Source organism: Sphingobacterium sp. BIGb0116, from assembly GCF_024808035.1.
Classification (GTDB): domain Bacteria; phylum Bacteroidota; class Bacteroidia; order Sphingobacteriales; family Sphingobacteriaceae; genus Sphingobacterium; species Sphingobacterium paramultivorum.
In genome coordinates, this window is the sequence record NZ_JANUDT010000008.1 from 381,071 (window position 1) to 404,371 (window position 23,301).

Below are 23,301 nucleotides of genomic sequence, written 5' to 3' on the forward strand. Positions count from 1 at the left end.
TGATCTTATTCATCTCTTAAGCTATTTACGGGGTTTGCACGTGCCGCTTTTATGGATTGGTAGCTCATCGTAAAAAATGCAATAAGTAGGGTTGCGGCAGCTGGAATGATAAACATCCACCAGGATAGTTCTATCTTATAAGCAAAATCATCTAGCCATTTGTGCATCGCCCACCAGGCAATTGGGGTAGCGATCAAAATAGAAATGAGTATAAGTTTGATATAATCTTTTGATAATAATCCAATAATCCCCAGGACCGTGCTTCCCAACACTTTTCGAATACCAATTTCTTTTGTGCGTTGTACTGTGGTAATGGTAACCAGACCGATCAATCCCAAGCAGCTGATGAGAATCGTCGTTGATGTAAATAGATTGATGATCTTCGAGAATTTTAGATCACTGCTATAGAGTTCTTTGATTTGCTGATCATAGAAATCATATTTGAATGGGGCTTTTGGATAATATTTTTTCCATTCTTTCCCAATCTGTTTTAAAGTTTCCGGCCAGGTAGTTGAATTATTGTTGAGTTTGACACTTAGTCTGTTTAATTCCCATTTTTTAATGGAACTCAGCATGACAACAGGTTGAATGGCTGCATGGAGATTTTTTGTGTGAAAATTGTCAGTTACGCCCACAATCTGCCGCTGTTTGTCTGTATACGTAACAAAGCTCCCTACAGCATTTTCAGCAGATTTAAAACCTAATTTTTGAACGCTGGCTAAGTTTAACACGATGCCTGTGCTCGTATCGGCCAATTGCAGCGGGCGGCCAGCAAGCATTTTAAAATTATAGAGCTTAAAGTTATCTTGGTCGACAAATTTCATTTGTACATCGGCTTGTACCTGCCCCGTATCACTTTTCGCAAACAAGGCATTTCCCCAATGGTCGTTACTCATGGGCAGATGCCCCAAGGAAGCCTGCTCTACACCTGTGATGTGCTTAATCGCTTGTTTGAAAACAAAAGGATCAACATTACTGTCCTGATAACTTTTACTCGGGAAACGTAGGGTAATGATCGCATCCTTATCGAAGCCGGAGTTATTCTGTAGTGCATGTTTCAACTGCAGACCAATGATGCAAGTTGAAATAACAAATAGCTGAGCAATCAAAAATTGAAAAACAATGAGCATTTTTCGAAAAGAAAGATTGCCAAATTTAAGACTTTGCGCATTCGAGATTTTAATGACTTCAACAATCTTGACTTTGTTTGTCAATAAGATCGGATAACCAGCGGAAATTAAGGTAATCGTAATTGTAAGTGTTGCTAAAAATAGCGATACGCCCCAGGGATCTGGATACAACTTGAGCTGATCGGGAATATATGCTGCTAAAACTGTTTGAATGAGAATAAGTAAGGGCCAAGATAAAAGCACCGAAAAAGCCGTAATGCAAAATGTTTCTAGCAGAAAGGATTTTGTAATTCTTTTCTGGCTTTCTCCCAATGTCTTTCTGATACCAATTTCCTTCGCGCGTTGTGGGATTTGGGCGGTAGCGAGATTGATGTAATTGACACAGGCGAGTAAGAGCAAAAATATACCTATGCCGATAAGACCATACATTATTTTCTGATCAACGTTATTTTGCGCGTAAGAAGTAAAATGTAAGTCTTTTAAAGGAACTGTATTTACATGCATTTTAAATCCAAACTTGTCAAATTCGGCATGTGTCATCTCATACGCCTTTTTGTCGGCTGTCTTTATGAGGTTAGGAATGGAAGCCGATGATTTTACCTTAATAAAGAGCTGCCAATTTGAATTTGAATTGTTCCAGTTTGTACTATTCCATTCCTGTTCTGGAATCCGTATAAATTCTTTACCCAAAAAGCTGCTTGGATGCGCTAGATCTTTTACAATACCGGTGACATTATACAATGTACTATCATAGGATAAGGTCTTTCCTATGATTTGGTCTATTGACGTGTTTGGGAAATACAATTTAGCCCGCGATTCTGTCAGGATGACTTCATGGCTATTTTTTAGTATATTCCTTTGGTCGCCAGCTAACCAAACATAAGGTGTCATTTTGAAATAGTCTCCCGTGGTACTGATGATTTCGGGCTGATCTTCAAACTCTATTTTCTGCGCTCCGCGATTATTACTGACACGCTCGAAGTATTGTTTAAAGATGGGTACTGTCAGTTCAACATTGACAAAGTTTTCCTTGATATATGCCGGTAATGGTGCGGGAACACCATCGAAATGATCTAATTTATCCTTTTCTTCATAGGAGGTATGGACCTTGTAAATCTGCTCACTTTCCGGATGATGCTGGTCAAAACTAAATTCATAATTGACGATGCGGAAAATTAGCCAACAGGCACTTATTCCGATGGCAAGCCCAAATACATTTAAAAATGTGAAAAGACGGTTGCGCCATAGTTGTCTGAAAATTAATTTAATCGTGCTCATCATCTATAGGTTATTAGGAGTAATATCTTGGTTATATATGAGTTGTCTTATACCGAAGTTGTTTCCATAATCACTTGTCCGTCTAGCATGCGGATTACACGGTCAGAGAATTTTGCATCGTGCTCACTGTGTGTTACCATGACGATGGTTGTGCCGGCCTCGTTCAATTCAGTCAGGAGTTGCATAACTTCGTTACCATTATTGGAATCGAGGTTACCTGTAGGCTCATCGGCAAGGATCAGTTTTGGATTATTCACGACGGCGCGAGCGACAGCTACACGTTGCTGTTGACCTCCGGACAGCTGTTGTGGAAAGTGATTGCGACGGTGCATGATCTGCACTTTTTCCAAAACCTCTTCTACACGTTTTTTGCGTTCTGCTGCTGGAACATTGGTATAAACCAGTGGAAGTTCCACGTTTTCAAATACTGTCAGTTCATCGATCAAATTGAAGCTCTGGAATACAAAACCAATGTTATGTTTGCGAAGATCTGAGCGACCGCGTTCTTTGAATTTGGCAACTTCAATCTCGTTGAACAGATAGCTTCCTTCATCCAAATCATCCAATAGACCAATGATATTGAGTAAAGTCGATTTCCCACAGCCCGAAGGCCCCATTACAGCAACAAACTCTCCCTCTTTGACATGGATATTGAGGTTGTTTAATGCGACGGTTTCAACTTCTTCTGTGCGGTAATACTTTTGAAGATTTGTGATTTTGATCATATTTTTTGTGCTCATGGTTTTTATGTTTTGTATCCTTGGCGAAATTGCTTTGGACAGTTACTATTTCTGTTATTAAATTCTTTTTTATTGTTTATTGATCTCTTAAAGTCTTTGTCGGATTGGCTATCGCTGCTTTAAATGCCTGTGAACTGATTGTCAATAGGGCAATGATAATAGCTGTCAGACCACTGATGACAAAAATGGTCCAGGAAATATCGATATGATGTGCATAATTAGTTAGCCATTTGCTCATGATCATCCACGCAATAGGAAAGGCAATGATACATGAGATCGCTACAAGAATGACAAATTCACGGTTGAGCATTTGGATAAGTCCCGAAACAGAGGCGCCCAAGACTTTACGGATGCTGATCTCTTTTGCGCGTTGCTCAGTTGCAAAGGCGGCTAAACCAAATAGACCTAAGCAGGAGATAATGATGGACATGAGTGCAAATACACTGGATAGTTGCTGTACGAAAAGCTCGGCTTTAAATTTATTGTTGAAGCTATCATCCAAAAATTTGTAGTCAAAAGGGAAGCCTGGGTTATTTTTGACGATGACCTTCTCGATTTGTTGAATGGCATCTGGTAAATCTACTCCAGCCTTTGTCTTAATGGTCATGATCCCATTATCTCTATTCATTGGTAGAAACAGCATCGGCTCAGGATCGGCATACACATTGTTATAAACGAAGTTCTTGACGACACCGGCGATGGTAAACTTTTCCTCACCGTAACTGATGATGCTACCGGCCACAAGGCCATCTTTTTTGATCAGTTTTGCAAATGCTTCGTTGATGACAACCGAGGTGCTATCACCTGCAAAATTTTGATGGAAGTTTCTACCGTCAAAAAGTTTTAAATCCAAAGCTGGAATAAGACCCTCATCAGAACGTAACATACCAATCAAAATACTGGCATTTGGGTCTTTTCCATCCCAGCTAAAACCGGACGTATTGGAGTTGATATTGAGGATACTCATGTCACTGACACCGACTTCTTGAACAACTCCTGTTGCCAATAATTGATTTTTAATGAGCGGCAGATGTTTGGCCATATCGCCTTGTAGCGCTGTAGTCAACACCTGACTCTTATCAAATCCGAGATCCCTGTTCTTGTTGTGCTGAATCTGTTGGTAGATAATAATGGTACAAATAATTAATACAACTGAGGCTGTATATTGCAGGATGACCAACCCTTTACGGACAAGACTTCCACTACCGGCCTTCTGTTTCGCCCCTTTGATCGTTGAAAGCGGCTTGAATGCAGAAAGGAAAAATGCGGGATAGCTACCTGCAAATAATCCACATGCTAATGTTATTGTCGTTAAAAATAGCAGGTGTGAGGGAGCCAAAAGATTAACCTGAAGATCCTGGCCTATCATGGTGTTGAACGGCCTGATGAAGATATAGATTAGTAATATGGCAACAAGAGAGGAAATAATTGCCAACACAAGGGATTCTCCCAAGAATTGCATAATGAGCGATTTGCGACTTGCACCAACCACTTTGCGCATCCCAACTTCTTTTGCTCTTTTTTCAGATCTTGCAGTTGCAAGATTCATGAAATTGATACAGGCGATCAGTAAGACAACCCATGCAATCAAGGTAAATAGACGAATATTTTTAATGCCACCTTCTTTTTCAATACCACTGTTATCAAACTGATTGTAGGTAATCCAACGTTCCATTGGATAGAGAAAATTCTGTGAGAAAGTGACTTCACCATTGGTCTTGTGTTTGACGAAATCCATCATCTGCTTGTTAATCTGATCGACGTTGGCATTATCTTCGACCTGAACTAGCGTTTGAACACTATTGTTCCCCCAATTTTTTAGAAAATCCTGACCAGCTTCAAATTTTTTGAAAGGGATGAGCCATTGAAAATCATATGTGCTATTTTTCGGAAGATCCTTAATAACGGCAGTGACGATGAAAGGTTCACTATTGTTTGTTTTGACAGTTTTTCCCAATGCAGGACGGTTGCCAAATAATTTCTTCGCTGCAGTTTCTGATAATACAATGTTATTGACTTGATCAAAAGCAGTCTTTCGATCACCTTCAAGAAATGCTAGGGATAGCACATCGGCGATGCTTCCATCGGCATATACACCATTTTGAAATATATTATTGTCTCCGACGGAAAACAGCATTGGCGAATTCCAGCTAATGCGAACGGCATGCTTGATGCCAGGAATTTCTTTTTCTACGCTCTGGGCAAATGGTCCAGGTGTTGATTCGAAAACATAGGTGGCACCATCGTATGTCTGTTTTGATTTGACAATGTAGATATCCTTTTTGTTGGCGAAATTATCGTTGAAGCTCAACTGATTTTCAACCCATAAAAAAATCAACGATGCCGCAGCAATCCCGACCGCCAGTCCAAAAATATTGAGAAAGCTGTACCCTTTGGTTTTCCAAAGGTTACGAAGTGCGGTTTTAATAAAGTTTTTAATCATCGTATATCTTGTATTATTTATTTTATTACTCTATTCGTCTCTTAAAATTTTTGTAGGGTTGACCATTGCCGCTTTGAGCGAAACTGAACCGGCTGTAAGAACAACCAATAAAATAGTTGTTATCGCCGCTAATAAGAAAACCCAAGGATCTATTGATGTGCGGTAAACATAATTGTCAAGCCACTTGGAAATAATCAGCCAGGAAATTGGAAAAGCAATAAGGAATGATACGATCACTGGGATCATATAATCTCTACCGATCATCATAACAATATCCCGTTTCGATGCACCTAGGGTTTTACGGATTCCAATTTCTTTCAGTTTAGATTCTGTGCTGAACAATACGAGCCCAGATAATCCGATACATGAAAGTAAAATGGTTATAGCGGCAAATAACTGAACAAGTTTTCCATGGATAATATCCTTTTTATACATTTTATCAAAAGATTCATCCATAAAGGAATAATTGAAGGTTGATTGGGGGTTGTATTTGTTCCATAGCTTTTGGACGGCAGCAAGTGCCTGTTCTTCATGTCCTGGGCTGGTCTTGATATACATTCCGCCAAGTGCATAGCCCATACCGGAAAAAAAGATGCAGGGTTTTATAGCTGTTTTTAGGTCATTAAAATTAAAATCCTTCATGACGCCCACAATAGTCAGTGTTTTTCCCTGAAAAGTAATGGTTTTACCAATGGGATTTTTTAAGCCCATTTGTTTAATTGCAGTTTCATTCAGTAGTGCATGACTGCTATCGGAAGGATTTTTTGTAAAACCAGCTCCTTCGGCTAATTTGATATCTAAAACAGAAGTGAAGTTTGGATCAATAGCAACGCGTCTAATGAAAAAATTAGACTGCAGTTGGTCTTTTCCATCCCAATTAATGTCGGCGGTTTCAGATCCGATGTTACTGATGTCGTTGCTGGCGGCGGTAACTCCTAAAATACCCTGTTGATGCTGTAGTTCGTTTCGGATTGCTTCATAATGGGGCAAAAAGTTTTTCTGTTCAAATAGAAAGACATTTTCTTTATTGTATCCTAAATCCTTGTGACGCATATAATGCAGTTGTTTCTCAAAAATAAAAGTGGTGATAATGAGTATAACTGTGCAGCAGAATTGTAGGACAACAAGTCCTTTTCGTAGATTATTTTTGTTGCCAAATAGTGTGCTGTTATTTTTTAGCTGGCTCAACACCTTGTTGCTTGAGAAAAGTACAGCAGGGTAGATTCCTGCAATTAGTACCGTTGTTATAAAGGTGAGTAGAAAGATAAACCACAGTTCGGAAGAAAGAAGGCTGAATTGAATGTTTTTTTCAGCGAGCACATTAAAAAATGGGATCGCTAGATAAGCGAGTAGGGTAGCAATACCTAATGAAATCAAAAACAGCACCGCAGACTCGGTCAGATATTGAAGAAAAAGATGACTTCTCTTAGCGCCAATAATTTTACGAATACTGATTTCCTTTATTCTTTTTGTAACTCGGGCCGTAACCAAATTGACATAATTGATACAGGCAACTAGTAAGATAACAAAGGCAATGACTGCAAATATATAAACGGACTGCATACCGCTGTCACCACCTTTAGGAGTATATAGATTTGTTTGTGTTATTTTCTGTAGGAAGAATGCAAATTTAGTATACAGCGTATTTCCTTGAAAATTGTCTTTTTGGATGGCGGTGAGCTGCTGTGCCACCTGATCCGGATTGGCACCTGGCTTTAGCAAAAAATAAATGTAATATTGAAAATTGCCCCATTTTTCATCCAGAGGCTCTTTGGATAGACTGGCCAGTAGTTCAAATGGTAATAGATAATCAGCCTTAATGGAACTATTGCTAGGGAAGTCTTTGATGACTGCTGTAATTAGAAAAGGCTGTTTACCAGTTTTCAGAATACGGTCAACTTCTAAATAGAGCGTTTGTCCTAATGGATTTTCATTTTTAAAATATTTATTGGCAATCTTTTCTGTAATAACGATTGACTGTTTTCCTTGGAATAACTTTTCGGGAGTCAACGATTCTGTACTAGCATCGAATACGTTGTTAAAGGTACTGTCAACATACACCCCATGTTCGCTGGCCATCAGTTCATCTTTATTGAACTGTATGTCCTGCCCAGCACTTATGCGACACGCCTCTTGTATTGCGGGAATTTTTAATTTTCCATATAGCGCAATTGGCGGTGGTGCAGCATGAACGAATTGGTCATTTTCCTTATCGAAGTTTGTCGACAGTTCATATACTCGATTCGCATTATTGAAGACCTTATTAAAGGACAATTCATCCGTGATCCAAAGTGCAATGACAATAACCACTGTTAGACTAATACTTAGTCCGGCAATATTCAGAAGTGTAAACTTCTTGTTTGTAAGCAAGGAACGAATTCCAGTTTTGATCGCGTTCTTTATCATTGTTCTTTGAATAGGATCATAGCGGTTATCAAAAAGATTTGATGCACTTAATCAAGTCTCTTCGATAACCGCTATATGATGTTACTTTTTAATATTCAACTCTTGAACCTTATCGTAGGTCTCATAGCTCGATACGATAACTTTATCCCCCGGTTGTAGACCTTTGATAACCTCATAATATTCCGGATTCTGTCGCCCTAATTGGATATCGACACGATATGCTGTGCTTCCATTTTTATCCAATTTGAAGATCCAGTTACCACCGGTCTGTTGATAGAATCCTCCTTTTGCCAGTAATAATGCTTTTGTCTCGTCACTTAACGCTAAACGTATCTGTAAAGTTTGTCCACGACGAATCCCTTTTGGAACATCATTGATAAATTCCATGTCAACCTGGAATCGACCATTGGTGACCTGTGTATAGACTTTCTTGATACGGAGTTTGTAGGTTTTTTCACCGATAGAAAATTCACCTTGTAGATCTGGGAAAATACGGTTGATATAATGTTCGTCAATATCAGCACGCACTTTGAATCCTGTCAAGACGTCGATTTGTCCCAACCGTTCCCCGGCGTTTTTGTTTTGTCCGATTTCTGCATCGAAGGCTGTCAATTGTCCGTCAACAGGTGCTCTAACGATCAGATCACCAATTTTTCTTTTCATCAGTTCCAATGCGCTCTGTGTACGTTGATAAGTTTGCTTATCCTGATTAGTTTTTTGCGCATTAGAGATTTCGTCCTGTTTTAGGATCTGCTTGGTCAAGTTGACCCGTTCTTTTTGATAGTTATAATCGTTCTTTGATTTTTCGAACTCTTGTGTACCAATGGCTTTTTCAGCGAGTAATTTTCTATTTAAGGTATAGATACGTTCAGCTTCTCGGTAGGCTTGTTCTACATCAGCCATTTGGTTGCGGTTGTTAATCGATGCTTGTTGTGCATTGGTCTGCGCTATTTGGGACTGTGTCAATAGATTCAGCACTTGCGTTTCTTGTTGTACCAAGGTAAGCTCCTGATCGGTATTGGAAAGACGCATGATTGCATCCCCTTTTTTTAAGATAGTGCCATCTTCTACAAACTTTTCTTCTACGCGTCCACCAACAGAAGCATCGAGGTATATGCTGCTAATAGGAAGCACAGTGCCATTTATAGGGATAAATTCCTGAAAGTTTCCATTTTTTATTTCGACGATAGAGATGCGGTCAGCTTCAACATTCAGTTTGCTTTTGCCGGAGGTAAAATAGAAACTGGCGCTGATCAATCCAACTAAGCCAGCAACCCCCACAATAGTCATGATACGTTTGCTATTCCACTTCTTCTTTTCTAAAGGTCTGTCCATAATTTAATATCAATTTTGTATATAACTATGAAAGCTGTGCCAAGAATGTAATTTATTGATTGATAGATTCTTATTTTGTTTAGTTTGAAGCTTGGTGTTCGATAGCGGACACTTCTTGTACGAAGGCGTACAACTGGAAGTTTTTTGCTGTTTAGGGCGTCAACTGAAGCGCTTTTAGCAAATATAATCTGGCTGCCGTGAAGCACATTAGTTCCGGTGGGGCAAAGGCTACTCTGTTGGGGCAAATTAGGTAAGAGGTAGGTAGCTATATTGACCGATCGGTCCAAAAGGTTGGTAAAAGTGGTCTGTTAAAATTTAGGATTTAACTATATTACTTTCGTTGTTTACTCGGTGCTTGTTCGGTACTTAGTCGGAGCTTGTTCGGAGCTTGTTCGGTTGTAACCGAAAAAAATCCGAACAAGCTCCGACTTATATCCATTGAATAGAAGAATAAATGTCGAATTTGATTTGAATTATTCTTCTATTTATACAGTTTGTCTTTGCTATTGTCCAACTACGCACACCGACTGTTCATTAATGAACATTTTTGAAAATATGTTTTTTGTATCTATTTGATAGTTAGTGTTTTTGTTGTTTGGCATGGCGATGGTCAGCAACAAAATAAAAAATGGATATGAAGAGAGTCTATATATATAGTACATTATGCTTTTTATTGAGTTATGCCAAGGCAGGGGCGCAACAGACGGAGCAGCGACTAACGGAAAGAGTAACGGGGACAGCAACAATTGCAGCGGTAGACGATAAACAAATTGCCAAGCGGAGCTTAGCTGAGTGTATTCAGTTGGCAATAAAGGCCAATCCAGCCTTATTGCAGAATGAACTCGATGTGAGGCGTGCGGAAGTGAATTTAGCACAGGCTAAAGCGAATAGACTTCCCGATGTTGACGCAAGCTTACAGCATAGCCTAACATCAGGAAGATCTCAGGATAATTCGACCCTTCAATATATTTCATCCAACAACTCAACAGGGAATTTTTCTTTGGGCGCAAGCCTTCCAATATTTAGAGGGTTCCGTTTATTTCACGATATCCGGATGCGTGCTGATGCAAAGACTGCCGGTAAATTGACTTTTGATACACAGATTAATGCTTTAAAACTGGACGTTATTACCGCTTATATCCAAAGTTTGACTGCTCAGGACATATTGCGGCAATCAGAAATGCAGACTGAGGTTACCCGAGAACAGGTCAGACGTGCGGAGAGCATGCATAAGGAAGGCGCAATTAATCCTGGGGATTACTTTGATTTGAAAGGACAACTGGCAAATGATGTTAACACGATTGAAAATAATCGTCAGTTACTATACAGTAGCCGGGTGAAACTTGCTGCCTTATTAAATATGGATGAAAATCAATTGGGCGAATTGGATAACCTCGGAATAAAAGAGAGCGGGCAGCGACTGGATGCGAAACAGCTCTATGAAATGGCTGTTGATCAATTGCCGGATATACAGGCGCTGGATTATCGGATCAAAGTGGCGGAGCGGGATATTAAGATTGCGAAATCATACTATTATCCGTCCTTAAGCCTGAACGCTGGTTTAGGATCAAATTATTCTAAATTGGGGATTCAAGGAACGTATTGGTCACAAATGCGTAATAACGTAGGAAAGTATATTTCTCTCAATCTTTCTGTTCCGATTTTTAATCATTTGCAGGTTTATAACAACGTCCGCTTGGCAAAACTAGATTTGCAGACGGCTAGATTTCAAAAAGAGATCCAACAAAATGTTTTACGGTCGGCGACGTCCAATGCGGTTTTTAACTTGCAGAACGCAAGCAATATGATTACACAATTGCGTAGTCAGAATGAAAATTATGCGGAATCTTTTCGTATTGCCAAAGTAGTATTCGAATTGGGAAATAGTAATTCAGTGATATTTTTGACCGCAAAAACGAAATTCGACAACAGCCAGATTCAATTGGTCGTCAAGCAGTATGAATGGCTGCTGCAAAAATATATCAATGATTATTACGCAGGCTCGTTGAATTTATAGTTATCTTAGTATCTTCAATGAAGTCAGGAAGTATGAAAAAAGCATCTATTTTAGTCGTTGATGATGACCAGGATTTATTAACTGCGGCAAGAATCTTGCTTAAACCTAAAGTTAGTCATATTCAAGTTGAACCCAATCCGGAGAACCTAATAGCACATCTGGAGAAGACACCTTACGATCTGGTGCTTTTAGATATGAATTTTAAAAGTACGATTAATACCGGTAATGAAGGATTATATTGGTTGTCTCGGATCAAAGAAAAGTTTCCACAGGTACACGTCATTATGATTACGGCTTATGGAGCTGTTGATCTCGCTGTAAAATCGCTGAAACAGGGAGCATCAGATTTTGTCGTGAAACCTTGGGAAAATGAGCAATTATTGGCAACGATCGAAAGCGCTCTTGCTGAATCAAAAAATAAAGAAAAGAAAAGTAAAAGTTCCTTGCTCAGTAGTGCGAATAGTCCTGATTTGATTGGTAATTCCATTGTTATGGACGAACTGCAATATAAATTGGAGAAAATTGCACCTACAGATGCCAATATATTAATATTAGGTGAAAATGGGACCGGGAAAGACCTGATTGCTCAAGCCATTCAGCGAAGATCCTTACGTTCAGACCGGACCTATGTTAAGGTTGATGTCGGGGCGCTGACAGAAACATTATTTGAAAGCGAGCTTTTCGGTTATAAGAAGGGCGCATTTACAGATGCCCGTGAAGACCGCCAAGGTCGATTCGAAGCAGCAAACGGGGGGACATTGTTCCTCGATGAAATTGGCAATATCTCTTTGCAGCAACAGGCTAAATTGTTAACCGTACTGCAGAATAGACAAGTGACACCGTTGGGTTCCTATCAACCAATCTCGGTGGATATACGCTTAATCTCAGCAACTAATGTTCCGTTGAAACAGCTCGCAGATGAAAGTCGTTTTCGAAAAGACTTAATTTATCGGATCAATACCGTGGAAATTCAGGTGCCGCCTTTGCGTGAGCGAGGAGAGGATATCAAGCTATTGGCTGATCATTTTCTCGATATCTATTCGAAGAAATACAATAAGCGGATTGAAGGCTTTGAACCGGATGCGGTTAAAAAAATGTGTGCATATCATTTCCCGGGCAACGTCCGAGAACTCCAATACAGCATCGAACGTGCCGTAATTATGGCTGATCAGCTCAGTATTGCCGGAAATGATCTCTTTTTCTCGCCAATAGAACAGCAAATGGATAACAGCGTTGTCGAATCCAGTCCCAGCAGTCAAAATCTGGAAGAATTGGAACGTAAAGCAATCAAATCGGCGATTGAGCGGTATAACGGAAATATCAGTAAAGCAGCAAAAGAATTAGGGCTTACCAGGGCGGCGCTTTATAGACGTTTGGAGAAATATGATATTTAGTCGATGAGGCACGGAAAAATCTTAAATGCAATCAAGGTTATATTACTGCTGGTAGCGGCACTTGCGAGCGCTTATTTGCTACTAAAAAGGGAATATGTACAGGCGGCTTTGATCTTTTGTATGATGCTATACCTAGGTTTTAACCTATATGCACAGTATAATTTTTTGACCAGGCAACTGATTGAATTTTCCGAAGCGGTCAAATACCGCGACTTTACCAGACGTTTCTTGGTGAAAAATACAAAGTCAGTAGAGGGGCAGCTTTTTCTGGCCTTTAATCAGATCAACGAAACATATAAGGAGATCAGCATTAAGCAGGAGATTCAGCACCAATACCTGGATCGTGTGATCAATATGCTGAATTCGGCGATTATCTTTTATGAGATGGATAGTGGTAAGGTCATGTGGGTGAATGAGGCTTTCAAACAGCTGTTTCATTTGCCACACCTTGGAAACATCACGGGACTGAAGAAAAAAAACAATGATCTTTACGAAAAAACCATGTTACTTGAAAACGGACAGCAACAGATGGAGTCCATTCAATCAAGTAAAGGAAAAATAAAATTATTGATTCAGAGCTCAAGCTTTGAGACACAGGACGCCTTGTTTCGCATTGTTGTGTACCAAAATATCAACGAAGCAATTGATGAGACTGAGACGAAGGCATGGCACAAGTTATTACGTGTACTAACGCATGAAATCATGAATTCCATTGCCCCGATCAGCTCACTTGCTGAAACCTTAAACGGTCGTTTGGACCATTTTAAAGGAGCTGAAGATATTGATGATCTAAAAACAGGTATTTCCACCATCAAACGTCGTAGTGAAGGACTTTTACATTTTGCGAAGAGTTATCGTATGATCAATAAGGTCGATCAGCCTCAGCTAGCGCCGATCCAAATTTCGCAGTTATTTGAACATATTTATCAGCTGCTTGAACCAACCTTGATCCAGAAAAATATTGATGTCGATATTATTCTGAAAAATACACGGCTAATCTTATCTGCCGATGTCAATTTGATCGAGCAGGTTATTATTAACTTAATGTTGAATGCAATAGATGCGGTTAAAAATAGGGAAGAAGCCTATATTAGTTTATCTGCTCTTGAAGTAGACGGAAAGGTGCAGATTCGGATTGAAGATAACGGAGCAGGAATTCCTGCCGATCTTCAGGAACAGATCTTTACGCCATTTTTTACAACAAAGAAAACGGGTACAGGGGTCGGCCTGACCCTAAGCAAACAGATCATGCTTTTGCACAAAGGAACTATTTTCCTCAATAGTACGGAAGGAGAAGGGAGTGTTTTTGTTCTCCAGTTTTAAGGGGTCATTCCTGCAAACTAAAACCCGATGTTCCATGTGAAAAATCATAAAATTTAGCGATGTTTGCAGCGAAATGAACTACATGCTTAAGTATTGGCGGCATTATTTTGTATCCCATAGTCGCCATGGGACCCATTCTCCTTTTGTTTATAAATTGGTAGACGAAGTGATCTATCAAAAGACATCCAAAGAAAGTATTTCAGAACTACCGCAAACTATTCAAAACGAGAGCAAGGTAGAACAGAAAAAGTATGCATTAATCGATCGATTATTAAGGATATTTGCTTACGACAATTTTAGCTATTGGGCCGATCGTCCGCTTGAAAGTTATAAGAAACTTTTACAGGACCAATGCGGAAGCTATGCGTATCGACATATTTATTATATTGATCTGGATGATCTCGACCTGAATTTTTTGGAAAATGTTGGCGATCGAGATTTATTAATTATAAACGAGCCCCATTTATCAGCGAAAAGGGAAGCCTATTGGAATAAGCTGAAGGAGGATGATCATAGTGTAGTTACGATAGATCTATACCGAATTGGGTTGGTTTACTTTAGAAAAGAACAGCGAAAAGAGAATTTTCTGATTCGATTTTAGGCTGCTGTTCCGACCTCTTTTTGACTGTCGATGGTCAGTCATCTACCGCGTTCCGTTGGGCATCAAGTATTTTATCTGAAGTTGAGGGAATTGGAGAGGAGGGGAAAAAGGAAAAGGTGGATGCCATTAGGCAAGAATAAACAAGAGCATCCATAAATATATGGATGCTCTTGTTTATTAAAAAGCTTCACTTAGGGACAGATAGAAACCCGACTGTCTTTTTTCTCCGGGTCTTTGTTCACCAAAAGAATAATCAAAGCGTATGCTGCTATTGTGTTCGAGACTAAAGAAGTAGCGTAAACCACCACCATAACTTGCGACATATCGGCTGCTATTTTCCTTGGAAAAGGTCGACCCGAGCCCTGAAAAACCAACAATACCAAAGCGTGGATGAAAGCGATAACGTAGTTCAGCCTGCGAGGCAAGGTAATTCTTGTCACGATATCGCCCGAGGTAATAACCGCGCATCATCATGTCTCCACCGAGTTCACGGTAGTTGTAAAATGGGACTGTTTTTCCAAATGTGGAACGAAAGATTCCTTGCAGGGCCAGCGTGACTTGGTTGTGCAGAGGAATAAAGCCACGGAGATCCAGATCGAGGTTTGCCCCCGTAAAATCAGTACTTGTCCATAACTTTGGAGCATAGGCCAGCCGCAATTTAGCATAATACCCCTTTGTTGTATAAGAAACGTTGTCCCTATTGTCAAACAATTGCGAAAGACCTACGAGTAGCTGTTGTCCGCCATGCTTTCCAATAAGATCGGAATGATTAAAAATGCGATCTGCACTATCGCTACGAATCGTGAAGTTATCGTATTGAATGTTGATACCCGAATACAGGTTGTTGCTGATTTTTTTCTCGGCTTCGAGTTTGACGCGAAATAATTTTTGATCAATGCGTTCTTCATCGGCTTTCCAAGTGTCCATACCGACACCATAATAGTTAAAGGGCCAATTACGGTAGCGTATTTCACTAATCAGATGGTAGTCGTTGTTTTTAGTCCAAAGATCGGTCTGCAGTTTGAAGTTGGACTGACTATTGGATGTAAAGGTTCCCATGACCATGACAGTGGAGGTGCGGATTTTGGGATCAGATTTGTCCAGATAAAAATTATAAGCGCTTGCCAGGCCATATTCGACGCCTGTTTCCTGCGCATAACCAACGGCCGGTAAAACCATAAAACTACCGGAACGTGTAGAATCTCTTTCAGAGGAAAGAAATTTTTTACTCAATTTTTGAATAATATTTTGAGCTTTCAATTCGGCCGATCCCATTAAAAGTACCGTAAATAGTACGGAGTATCGGGTAAGTTTTGAAAGTGATTGCGGTAAAATTTGCATGCCCAAAGATAGTATATTAGCCAAATAACCAAAACAGGTAAATATGCAATGAAAAATTATTGTGCTGCATATCAGTATAATTGCCAAAAACTGTCTTTTTTTTTTGACAAATATTTTTGTAAAGTGAGTTTTGTGTCTATCTTTGCATCAGCAAACAAGGGAACAACGGTTCAAAACAACGAAAGTTTGCTTAGTTCTTTAAATGAAAAAAAATAAAAAATAAACTTGCAGAAATCAAAAGTAAATTCGATATTTGCACTCGCTGAAAAGGTAGAAATGCTTAGTCAGACGTTGATAGAATGTAAGTTTAAATAAAGATATTAGAAGCCTCTTTAGCTCAGCTGGTAGAGCAACTGACTTGTAATCAGTAGGTCATTGGTTCGATTCCGATAAGAGGCTCTAAATGTAACGAAAGTTACAGGTCTGGAGGGGTTCCAGAGCGGTCAAATGGGACGGACTGTAAATCCGTTGCTTCGGCTTCGAAGGTTCGAATCCTTCTCCCTCCACACTTTATTTTAATTAGAGTATTAGGTTTATTCTAGTTTCTAATTATTAAGCGGAAGTAGCTCAGTTGGTAGAGCGATAGCCTTCCAAGCTATAGGTCGCGAGTTCGAACCTCGTCTTCCGCTCAAATTTTTCAAGTATTAAATTTAGTCTCTATCTTCTTTGATAATAATGTATCTAAAGGTGGGGGCATTAATACGTAAATAAGGTTTTTTAGTAAGCCGAAGTAGCTCAGGGGTAGAGCACTTCCTTGGTAAGGAAGAGGTCGTGGGTTCAAATCCCATCTTTGGCTCGTACTTGTGTAAAAGTTAAGCAAGAGTATATAACAAATAGAAATAATTTATAATTACTAATTCGCATAAACATGGCAAAAGAGAAATTTGACCGTAGTAAACCACACTTAAACATTGGTACTATCGGTCACGTTGACCACGGTAAAACTACAACTACAGCTGCTATCACTAAAGTATTGGCTGATAAAGGTTTGTCAGAAGCTCGTTCATTTGATTCAATTGACTCTGCTCCTGAAGAAAAAGAGCGTGGTATCACAATCAATACTGCACACGTAGAATATTCTACAGCTAACCGTCACTATGCACACGTTGACTGTCCAGGTCACGCTGACTACGTTAAGAACATGGTAACTGGTGCTGCTCAAATGGACGGTGCTATCATCGTAGTTGCTGCGACTGATGGTCCTATGCCTCAAACTCGTGAGCACATCTTGTTGGCTCGCCAAGTAGGTGTTCCTGCGTTAGTAGTATTCATGAACAAAACTGACTTAGTTGACGACGCTGAGTTGTTAGACTTAGTTGAAATGGAAGTTCGTGAGTTATTATCATTCTACGAATTCCCAGGTGATGATATCCCTGTAATCAAAGGTTCTGCTTTAGGTGCATTGAACGGTGAGCCTGAGTGGGTTGAGAAAATCATGGAATTAATGGATGCTGTAGATAACTACATTCCAATTCCTCCACGTTTGACTGAATTACCTTTCTTGATGCCAGTAGAAGATGTATTCTCGATCACAGGTCGTGGTACAGTTGCTACAGGTCGTATCGAAAGAGGTGTAATCAACTCTGGTGATCCAGTTGAGATCTTAGGTATGGGTGCTGAGAACTTGAAATCTACAGTAACAGGTGTTGAGATGTTCCGTAAAATCTTAGATTACGGTGAGGCTGGTGATAACGTAGGTTTATTGTTACGTGGTATTGAGAAAACTGATATCAAACGTGGTATGGTTATCTGTAAACCAGGTTCAGTAACTCCTCACGATCATTTCAAAGCTGAGGTTTACGTATTGTCAAAAGCTGAAGGTGGTCGTCACACTCCATTCTTCAACAAATACCGTCCTCAATTCTATTTCCGTACAACTGACGTAACTGGAGAAATCTCTTTACCAGAAGGTACTGAAATGGTTATGCCAGGTGATAACGTTACAATCAGCGTGAAATTAATTTCTGCTATTGCAATGGAAAAAGGTCTACGTTTCGCTATCCGTGAGGGTGGTCGTACAGTAGGTGCTGGTCAGGTAACTGAAATTATCTAGTCTTTAATAAAGATTTAGAATCACATAGAATAAGCTAATCGACTGAGGTTGATTAGCTTATTTTTTCGATAAGCGATTTATCGGATTAAAATAAAAAAAAGTGAAAAAATATTTGCAGAAAGTGGTTTAAAACACTATATTTGCATCACAAAATAAGAAATACACGGGCATAGTTTAAAGGTAGAACGAAGGTCTCCAAAACCTTTGGTCTGGGTTCGAGTCCTGGTGCCCGTGCTTATAAAAACAGATAAACTAAAATGGCAAAAGTACTTGATTTTTTTAAAGACTCTTATGTAGAGATCACTGAGAAAGTGACTTGGCCTACATGGTCTCAGTTACAAAGTTCAGCTGTTATTGTGCTTGTTGCATCTCTTCTTATTGCATTGGTTGTCTTTGTAATGGATAAAGCTTCAAGCGTAGGGTTAGAATTCTTGTACGGTATTGCTTCTTAATTTTTCAATCGTATTTATTTATGGCAGATCAAGGTTTAAAGTGGTACGTAGTTCGTGCTGTAAGTGGTAAAGAAAAGAAAGTAAAGCAATATATTGATGCCGAAGTTAGCCGTTTAGGTATTGAGCACTTGATTCCTCAGGTGTTGATTCCAATGGAAAAATACTACTTGATGCGTGATGGAAAGAAAGTTGCTAAAGAGCGTAACTACTATCCTGGTTATGTATTATTAGAAGCAGCTCTTGACGGTGAGTTAGAGCATATCATCAAAAATATCAATAGCGTAATTGGTTTCTTGGGAGATAAAGCTGGTAATGCGGTCCCTTTGCGCCAAGCAGAAGTAAATCGTATCCTAGGTAAAGTGGATGAAATGGCCGAGCAAGGTGAAACCATTAACGTTCCTTACTATGTGGGTGAAACAGTGAAAGTAAACGATGGTCCTTTCAATGGATTTACCGGAGAAATCGAAGAAGTCCACGAAGATAAAAAGAAATTAATCGTGATGGTGAAGGTCTTCGGTCGTAAGACTCCACTTGAACTAAACTACATGCAAGTAGAAAAAGAGTAAGATTAGTAATTAACGATAGAGAAAAGCTTTTCATGAAAATTGGAAGGCTTTTTTTTGTATCTTACTACAAATGAAAAGGCCAACTATTTATCTATTTGTATTGGTGTATGTGCTGACATTGCTGAGCTGTGCAAATGTCGAGAAGTACAATCGGTTTATTGAAACTCCCCTGGCAGTGGAAGCTATGCAGCAAGATATCAACTATGTTGAGCATAACTTATGGAAAATGCATCCAGACTTGTTTCTGTATGTGGGGGAGGATCAGTTAAAGGTTAAGTTCGACAGCCTTCGTAGGGCGATCCACCAGCCATTATTGCCCAATCAGTTTCAGCTGGCATTAGCTTCTGTACTGGCCCAAGTTCGGCAGGGACATATGACCCTGAGTCCGCTTATTTCCAAATTTGATCCGAAAGGTAAAGATAAGGTCCGCTATCAAAAAAGCAAGGGGCCCTTTTCGCAATTGGGCTTTCATTGGCAAGAAAATACACTCTATCTCTCAAAAAATGGGACGTTAGATTCAAGTTTGGTACCAGGCTCTAAAATTCTTGCCATTGAGGGGATACAACCGCAAAATCTGTACACAAAATATCGTCCAACCTTTACGTCGGACGGCTATAATACAACATTTATAGATCAGGCTTTCGAGCGTTTATTACCACGGTATTACCAATTGGAACTGGGGTATAAAGATTCTATCTCGGTTTTGTTTTCTCGTGCCGATAGTACATATGAGCGGACTGTTGTCAGAAGGTTTGAAGCCGCTGAACAGAAGGGAAAGGTGGGAACCAGCCATGCTGCGACAGAAAAAACGAATAAGAAGCCTTCCGAAAAGAAGTCCGACACGAAAAAGCAGCGCAAAATATTCGGTTATAATGCCAATCTAAAAAGAATGAGTAAACAGCTCTCTTTCCCTGTCAAAGGCGATAGTAGTGTTGCTTTATTGAAAGTGGTTGACTTTTCGTATGGGCGTCCAAAAGAAGCCTATAGAAGAATTTTTGATCGCCTTGAGCTTAATTCAGTACAATACCTGATCTTGGATCTTCGTGGCAATTTGGGCGGACGTTTGTCCGATGTCCGTGAATTATATAGCTATCTGGTTGAAGCAGATAAATTCCAATTTGTTCAGCCGGCAGTTATCACCTCAAAATTCAACTTGCCGTTTTATCAGATAAAAGGATTGCCGGGCTGGTCTTATCCCGTTTTATCACCATTTATTATACCAAGTGCTGTCGTGTCCTGGACAAAAAGCTTTTCCAAAGATGGGATAAATTATACCCACCTTACAGGGAGTAAAGTCGAAAAATCCAAAAGTAGTCGCTATCGTGGTAATTTATATGTACTGATTGATGGCGGGACTTTTTCTGCAGCGAGTTTAATTGCTACAAATCTAAAAGTTGGGAAGCGGGCTGTTTTTGTGGGGGAGGAAACTGGTGGGGCTGCCAATGGGACAGTTGCCGGATCTCTTCCTGTGCTGAAACTTCCGAACTCCCATCTACGTTGGCGTTTTGGCTTAATGGATGTCAAACCTTATTATCAAGTGTCAGAAGAGGGGCGGGGTGTAATGCCGGATGTTCCTGTCGTACGGAGTGTTGATGATGTTATCAAGGGTAAAGATCCGGTATTGGATAAGGTGTTGAAGTCTATTAAAGGACAGTAGAGCTGATGTGAATTTGCTAAAACCGATAATTCTAGTGTTAATATTTAGAAAAGTGTCAAGATTTTTTTTGTAGAAGGATGGGCAATCTGGGCTAGGATGTAAAAAAACATAAATTCCTGAAAAATTAAAAGTTAGATACTTGCAGGATTCAAATCTTCTTATTAACTTTGCACCTCGGTTGGGGTGTTACGTCCTGGCCGATGAATGTTACGTTATTTGCTTCCAACTTACTAACAGACATTTAACAAAATTAAATTCAAAACAAAATGGCAAAAGAAGTCAGTGCGTTAGTAAAATTACAAGTTAAGGGCGGAGCTGCGAATCCTTCACCTCCAGTAGGACCTGCATTAGGTGCTAAAGGTGTGAATATCATGGATTTCTGTAAGCAGTTTAACGCTCGTACGCAAGACAAACCAGGTCAAGTATTACCTGTTGTCATTACAGTTTACGCTGATAAATCATTTGATTTTATCATCAAGACTCCACCGGTAGCTGTTCAGTTGAAAGACGCTGCTAAATTAAAAAGTGGATCTGGCGAGCCTAACCGTAAAAAAGTTGCGGCTATCACTTGGGAACAAGTTGAGACAATCGCTAAAGATAAAATGCCTGATTTAAATGCATTTACTGTAGAGGCTGCTATGAGAATGGTAGCTGGTACAGCACGTAGTATGGGTATTACTGTATCAGGTAATGCTCCTTGGAACAATTAATTAAGAAATCAATTTAAGAAAAGTGGCTAGATTAACAAAAAATCAAAAAGCGGCACTATCCAAAATTGAAGCTGGTAAAGCATACTCTTTAAAAGAAGCTTCGGCTTTAGTTAAAGAAATCTCATTGACCAAATTTGATGCTTCTGTGGATATCGACGTTCGTTTGGGCGTAGATCCTCGTAAAGCAAATCAAATGGTTCGTGGTATTGCAACATTACCTCACGGTACTGGTAAAACTGTTCGTGTTTTAGTTTTATGTACTCCTGATAAGGAAGAAGAAGCTAAAGCGGCAGGTGCAGACTACGTAGGTTTAGATGATTACATCAGCAAAATTGAAGGTGGTTGGACTGACGTTGATATCATTATTACTATGCCTAGTGTTATGGCTAAAGTTGGTAAATTGGGTCGTATTTTAGGCCCGAGAAACTTGATGCCTAACCCTAAAACTGGTACAGTTACAACAGAAGTTGGTAAAGCTGTAACAGATGTAAAAGGTGGTAAGATCGATTTCAAAGTTGACAAAACCGGTATCATCCATACTTCTATTGGTAAAGCGTCGTTCGATGCAGATAAGATATATGATAACGCACTAGAGGTATTACAAACTCTAGCTCGTTTGAAACCATCTGCAGCTAAAGGAACTTACTTTAAAAGTATTCACATTTCCTCAACTATGAGTCCTGGTATTCATATTGAGACTAAATCAGTAGCAGGTATTTAATCATGAGAAAAGAAGAAAAACAAGAAATTGTTCTAGCTTTGGCCGAACAGATTAAATCTTACGGTAACTTCTATATTACCGATACTGCTGAGTTGTCCGTTGAAAAAGTGAATAACATTCGTCGTAAATGTTTTGAACAAGGCATCGAGATTAAAGCTGTAAAAAACACTTTAATCAAGAAAGCATTAATCGAAGCTGGTGTTGATGAAGAAGAAATCTTTGGAACGCTTAAAGGAGCGTCTACAATGATGTTTTCGGAAGTCGCTAACGCACCTGCGAAATTAATCAAAGAATTGCGTAAATCAGGTGAAAAACCGTTGTTAAAAGCGGCATTCATTGAAGCAACTGCATTCGTTGGAGATAATCAATTAACTGCATTAGTTAATCTTAAATCTAAAAACGAACTTATTGCGGACGTTATCGCAGCCTTGGAATCTCCTGCGAAAAATGTTATTTCAGCTCTTCAATCAGGAGGAAATACTGTTGCAGGTTTAGTAAAAGCTTTAGAAGAAAGAGGTTAACGAATCCTCTAGAACAGAAACATTCGTTACAATTTAATTAACAATTTTTATAAAGTACATTCAAAAATTCAAAATAAAATGGCAGATTTAAAACAACTTGCTGAACAGTTAGTTAACTTAACAGTAAAAGAAGTTAAAGAATTAGCTGATATCTTAAAAGACGAGTATGGCATCGAGCCTGCTGCTGCTGCTGTTGCTGTAGCTGCTGCTCCAGCTGAAGGTGGTGCTGCTGCTGCTGAAGAGAAAACTTCATTTGACGTTATCTTGAAAGAAGCTGGTGGTCAAAAATTAGCTGTAGTTAAATTGGTTAAAGATTTAGCTGGATTAGGCTTGAAAGAAGCTAAAGATTTAGTTGACGGAGCACCTAAAGAATTAAAAACTGGTGTATCTAAAGACGAAGCAGAAGCTTTGAAAAAACAATTAGAAGAAGCTGGTGCTGTTGTTGAGATTAAATAATCTCAACTAATTAGCCCGAAAAGGTTTAGACTCTGACGATTTTTCGTCAGAGTCTATTCCTATTTATATCAATACGCCACTATGCTGTGTATATGCTGGGCACAGTGGAAAGGTGGTTTACAGCATAAGTGTAAGCGCAGTTTTTTTAAAACTAAAA

General features: G+C 39.4%; 18 protein-coding genes and 5 tRNA genes. 17 read left to right on the plus strand and 6 right to left on the minus strand.

The genetic code is table 11. The annotated features are described in order from the left end of the window. Window positions 1-5: 5 nt before the first annotated feature. From M2419_RS19645 to M2419_RS19665, 5 genes are all read right to left on the minus strand, one after another. Window positions 6-2,411, minus strand: a complete 2,406-nt coding sequence (locus tag M2419_RS19645) for an ABC transporter permease (protein ID WP_153847186.1) — start codon at window positions 2,409-2,411, stop codon at window positions 6-8. Between the two features lie 44 nt (window positions 2,412-2,455). Further along, a complete protein-coding gene (locus M2419_RS19650) occupies window positions 2,456-3,133 on the minus strand; it encodes an ABC transporter ATP-binding protein (RefSeq protein ID WP_046672289.1) in 678 nt (225 codons plus the stop codon). A 91-nt stretch (window positions 3,134-3,224) separates the two neighbouring features. Continuing rightward, complete coding sequence (locus tag M2419_RS19655) at window positions 3,225-5,591, minus strand: ABC transporter permease (protein ID WP_153847185.1); 2,367 nt, start codon at window positions 5,589-5,591, stop codon at window positions 3,225-3,227. Between the two features lie 30 nt (window positions 5,592-5,621). After that, on the minus strand, window positions 5,622-7,997 hold the full coding sequence (locus M2419_RS19660) for an ABC transporter permease (RefSeq protein WP_153847184.1): 2,376 nt from the start codon (window positions 7,995-7,997) through the stop codon (window positions 5,622-5,624). A gap of 81 nt (window positions 7,998-8,078) precedes the next feature. Beyond that, window positions 8,079-9,332, minus strand: coding sequence for an efflux RND transporter periplasmic adaptor subunit (locus tag M2419_RS19665; RefSeq protein WP_153847183.1), 1,254 nt, complete (start codon window positions 9,330-9,332; stop codon window positions 8,079-8,081). 634 nt (window positions 9,333-9,966) lie between these two features. Between M2419_RS19665 and M2419_RS19670 the strand changes: the two genes are divergently transcribed. From M2419_RS19670 to M2419_RS19685, 4 genes are all read left to right on the plus strand, one after another. Further along, window positions 9,967-11,349, plus strand: coding sequence for a TolC family protein (locus tag M2419_RS19670; RefSeq protein WP_159730438.1), 1,383 nt, complete (start codon window positions 9,967-9,969; stop codon window positions 11,347-11,349). A gap of 32 nt (window positions 11,350-11,381) precedes the next feature. Continuing rightward, entirely contained in the window at window positions 11,382-12,743 is a 1,362-nt protein-coding gene (locus M2419_RS19675; RefSeq protein ID WP_153847181.1) for a sigma-54 dependent transcriptional regulator, read from the plus strand. 3 nt (window positions 12,744-12,746) lie between these two features. Continuing rightward, window positions 12,747-14,066 carry a PAS domain-containing sensor histidine kinase gene (locus M2419_RS19680; RefSeq protein ID WP_182330052.1) on the plus strand — a complete coding sequence of 440 codons (1,320 nt, stop codon included), beginning with the start codon at window positions 12,747-12,749 and terminating at the stop codon, window positions 14,064-14,066. An 82-nt stretch (window positions 14,067-14,148) separates the two neighbouring features. After that, complete coding sequence (locus tag M2419_RS19685; RefSeq protein WP_259255536.1) at window positions 14,149-14,667, plus strand: hypothetical protein; 519 nt, start codon at window positions 14,149-14,151, stop codon at window positions 14,665-14,667. A gap of 177 nt (window positions 14,668-14,844) precedes the next feature. Here the strand turns inward: M2419_RS19685 and M2419_RS19690 are convergent, their stop codons facing one another. After that, window positions 14,845-16,008, minus strand: a complete 1,164-nt coding sequence (locus M2419_RS19690; RefSeq protein WP_153847178.1) for a BamA/TamA family outer membrane protein — start codon at window positions 16,006-16,008, stop codon at window positions 14,845-14,847. Window positions 16,009-16,334: 326 nt separating this feature from the next. Here M2419_RS19690 and M2419_RS19695 point away from each other — a divergent pair. The 13 genes from M2419_RS19695 to rplL all read left to right on the plus strand — a co-directional run bounded on the left by M2419_RS19695 (window position 16,335) and on the right by rplL (window position 23,144). After that, window positions 16,335-16,407: transfer RNA gene (locus M2419_RS19695), tRNA-Thr, on the plus strand. A gap of 26 nt (window positions 16,408-16,433) precedes the next feature. Next, window positions 16,434-16,514 (plus strand) — tRNA-Tyr (locus tag M2419_RS19700). Window positions 16,515-16,564: 50 nt separating this feature from the next. Continuing rightward, window positions 16,565-16,637 (plus strand) — tRNA-Gly (locus M2419_RS19705). A gap of 95 nt (window positions 16,638-16,732) precedes the next feature. Then, window positions 16,733-16,804 (plus strand) — tRNA-Thr (locus tag M2419_RS19710). Between the two features lie 72 nt (window positions 16,805-16,876). Beyond that, window positions 16,877-18,061 (plus strand): elongation factor Tu, encoded by a 1,185-nt coding sequence (gene tuf, locus M2419_RS19715; protein WP_153847177.1) that lies wholly within the window; start codon window positions 16,877-16,879, stop codon window positions 18,059-18,061. Between the two features lie 163 nt (window positions 18,062-18,224). After that, a tRNA-Trp gene (locus M2419_RS19720) sits at window positions 18,225-18,295 on the plus strand. Window positions 18,296-18,318: 23 nt separating this feature from the next. Beyond that, entirely contained in the window at window positions 18,319-18,513 is a 195-nt protein-coding gene (gene secE / locus M2419_RS19725) for a preprotein translocase subunit SecE (protein WP_028072657.1), read from the plus strand. 20 nt (window positions 18,514-18,533) lie between these two features. Then, window positions 18,534-19,079 (plus strand): transcription termination/antitermination protein NusG, encoded by a 546-nt coding sequence (gene nusG, locus M2419_RS19730; RefSeq protein ID WP_046672242.1) that lies wholly within the window; start codon window positions 18,534-18,536, stop codon window positions 19,077-19,079. A gap of 70 nt (window positions 19,080-19,149) precedes the next feature. Beyond that, window positions 19,150-20,736 carry a S41 family peptidase gene (locus tag M2419_RS19735; protein ID WP_182330048.1) on the plus strand — a complete coding sequence of 529 codons (1,587 nt, stop codon included), beginning with the start codon at window positions 19,150-19,152 and terminating at the stop codon, window positions 20,734-20,736. A 266-nt stretch (window positions 20,737-21,002) separates the two neighbouring features. Next, window positions 21,003-21,446 carry a 50S ribosomal protein L11 gene (rplK, locus tag M2419_RS19740; RefSeq protein ID WP_028072660.1) on the plus strand — a complete coding sequence of 148 codons (444 nt, stop codon included), beginning with the start codon at window positions 21,003-21,005 and terminating at the stop codon, window positions 21,444-21,446. 22 nt (window positions 21,447-21,468) lie between these two features. Beyond that, on the plus strand, window positions 21,469-22,167 hold the full coding sequence (gene rplA, locus M2419_RS19745) for a 50S ribosomal protein L1 (RefSeq protein ID WP_046672240.1): 699 nt from the start codon (window positions 21,469-21,471) through the stop codon (window positions 22,165-22,167). A gap of 2 nt (window positions 22,168-22,169) precedes the next feature. Further along, the gene (gene rplJ / locus M2419_RS19750; protein ID WP_046672239.1) at window positions 22,170-22,688 is read left to right on the plus strand and encodes a 50S ribosomal protein L10; all 519 of its coding nucleotides are present in this window, start codon (window positions 22,170-22,172) and stop codon (window positions 22,686-22,688) included. Window positions 22,689-22,766: 78 nt separating this feature from the next. Next, complete coding sequence (gene rplL, locus M2419_RS19755; protein WP_003011668.1) at window positions 22,767-23,144, plus strand: 50S ribosomal protein L7/L12; 378 nt, start codon at window positions 22,767-22,769, stop codon at window positions 23,142-23,144. Window positions 23,145-23,301: the final 157 nt, after the last annotated feature.

Bases quoted from the DNA above. Each gene is read 5' to 3' on its own strand.
- M2419_RS19645 (WP_153847186.1), bottom strand. From the start codon at position 2,411: ATGATGAGCACGATTAAATTAATTTTCAGACAACTATGGCGCAACCGT.
- M2419_RS19650 (WP_046672289.1), bottom strand. From the start codon at position 3,133: ATGATCAAAATCACAAATCTTCAAAAGTATTACCGCACAGAAGAAGTT.
- M2419_RS19655 (WP_153847185.1), bottom strand. From the start codon at position 5,591: ATGATTAAAAACTTTATTAAAACCGCACTTCGTAACCTTTGGAAAACC.
- M2419_RS19660 (WP_153847184.1), bottom strand. From the start codon at position 7,997: ATGATAAAGAACGCGATCAAAACTGGAATTCGTTCCTTGCTTACAAAC.
- M2419_RS19665 (WP_153847183.1), bottom strand. From the start codon at position 9,332: ATGGACAGACCTTTAGAAAAGAAGAAGTGGAATAGCAAACGTATCATG.
- M2419_RS19670 (WP_159730438.1), top strand. From the start codon at position 9,967: ATGAAGAGAGTCTATATATATAGTACATTATGCTTTTTATTGAGTTAT.
- M2419_RS19675 (WP_153847181.1), top strand. From the start codon at position 11,382: ATGAAAAAAGCATCTATTTTAGTCGTTGATGATGACCAGGATTTATTA.
- M2419_RS19680 (WP_182330052.1), top strand. From the start codon at position 12,747: ATGAGGCACGGAAAAATCTTAAATGCAATCAAGGTTATATTACTGCTG.
- M2419_RS19685 (WP_259255536.1), top strand. From the start codon at position 14,149: ATGCTTAAGTATTGGCGGCATTATTTTGTATCCCATAGTCGCCATGGG.
- M2419_RS19690 (WP_153847178.1), bottom strand. From the start codon at position 16,008: ATGCAAATTTTACCGCAATCACTTTCAAAACTTACCCGATACTCCGTA.
- tuf (WP_153847177.1), top strand. From the start codon at position 16,877: ATGGCAAAAGAGAAATTTGACCGTAGTAAACCACACTTAAACATTGGT.
- secE (WP_028072657.1), top strand. From the start codon at position 18,319: ATGGCAAAAGTACTTGATTTTTTTAAAGACTCTTATGTAGAGATCACT.
- nusG (WP_046672242.1), top strand. From the start codon at position 18,534: ATGGCAGATCAAGGTTTAAAGTGGTACGTAGTTCGTGCTGTAAGTGGT.
- M2419_RS19735 (WP_182330048.1), top strand. From the start codon at position 19,150: ATGAAAAGGCCAACTATTTATCTATTTGTATTGGTGTATGTGCTGACA.
- rplK (WP_028072660.1), top strand. From the start codon at position 21,003: ATGGCAAAAGAAGTCAGTGCGTTAGTAAAATTACAAGTTAAGGGCGGA.
- rplJ (WP_046672239.1), top strand. From the start codon at position 22,170: ATGAGAAAAGAAGAAAAACAAGAAATTGTTCTAGCTTTGGCCGAACAG.
- rplL (WP_003011668.1), top strand. From the start codon at position 22,767: ATGGCAGATTTAAAACAACTTGCTGAACAGTTAGTTAACTTAACAGTA.